The organism is Streptomyces pathocidini (assembly GCF_001418495.1).
Lineage (GTDB): Bacteria > Actinomycetota > Actinomycetes > Streptomycetales > Streptomycetaceae > Streptomyces > Streptomyces pathocidini.
The window spans coordinates 1-1,239 of the sequence record NZ_LIQY01000743.1; the positions used below are offsets into that span (position 1 = coordinate 1).

General features: G+C 75.3%; 1 protein-coding gene. It reads left to right on the forward strand.

Features of this window, described 5'->3' with window-relative positions; genetic code table 11:
- The first annotated feature begins 192 nt into the window (after nucleotides 1-192).
- Nucleotides 193-1,098 (forward strand): polysaccharide deacetylase family protein, encoded by a 906-nt coding sequence (locus AOK16_RS24970; RefSeq protein WP_398718035.1) that lies wholly within the window; start codon nucleotides 193-195, stop codon nucleotides 1,096-1,098.
- The last annotated feature ends 141 nt before the right edge of the window (nucleotides 1,099-1,239 follow it).

Sequence of the window (1,239 nt, forward strand, 5' to 3'; positions counted from 1 at the left end):
CCCCCCTTCCGCCCGATCCCTCGGAGGTGAGGGCGGAAGGGTAGGGGCCCCGCCCCGATCGGAGGCGGAAAATATGCCGGGCGAATGGGGCGAAAATACGCTCACATCGTGTTCCCCCACCGCTCCCGCAGACCCCCGAGCGGCACGCGCCGCCACCGGGCACGGCACCCGCTCGGACGCCCCGTCCCCGCCCTGCTCCAGCTGCTCACGCTCTCCCTCGCCGCCTGCGGAACCGAGACCGCCGCACACCGGGTCGCGGTTCCGGGTCCGTCATCCGCCGCGCCGGACAAGGCCGTTCACGCTCAGGCGCCCGGCGAGGCGGGCCCCGGGCGCGGCGGGGCCCGGGCCGAGCCGCGGGCGGAGGCGGAGGGCAGGGCGGAGGCGGCCCCCCGGCTCCCCCTCACCGCCGGCCGCACCACCGTTTTCGAGCACGGCGTGCGCGACCGGGCGGACAAGACCGTCGCTCTCACCTTCGACGCCGACATGACCCCCGGCCAGGCCCGCCGCGCGGCGGGCGGCGAGCGGTTCGACAACCCGCCGCTGGTCGACTCGCTGCGCCGGCTGAAGGTGCCCGCGACCGTGTTCATGACCGGCCGGTGGGCGGAGGAGTACCCCGACCAGGCAGTCTTGCTGGACCGCGACCCGCTGTTCGAGGTGGCCAACCACTCGTACAGCCACGGCGCCTTCACGACCCCCTGCTACGGACTGCCGCCCGTCGCCCCGGGCGCGATGGTCCGCGACATCGACCGCGGCTTCGCCGCGCTGCGCCGCGCCGGGGTCTCCCCCGTCCCGTACTTCCGCTTCCCCGGCGGCTGCTTCGACGAGCGCACGCTGCGCGCGGTGACGCCCGCCAAGGTGACGGCGGTGCACTGGGACGTGGTCAGCGGCGACGCCTTCGCCAAGGACGCGGACCGGGTGGCGGAGCAGGTGCTGGGCCAGGTCCGGCCGGGCTCGGTGGTCGTCATGCACCTCACCCTCAGCGCCGCCCCGGCCACGGACGCCGCGGTCCGCCGCATCGTCCCCGAACTCCGCAACCGGGGCTACCGCTTCGTCCGCGTCTCGGAACTGATCGCCAAGACCCCGGGCGCCGTGCACTGAGCCCGAACTTCAGCGGGCGCACGCGGCCGGGCCCCCGACCGTAGGCGTGAGGACGCGATCGGCGGGACCCGCCCTACCCGCCTTCTGGCAGAGACGGGCCGGGACGCGGAGTGGTGCTGCTGAAGCCGAGTTCTTCCCCTG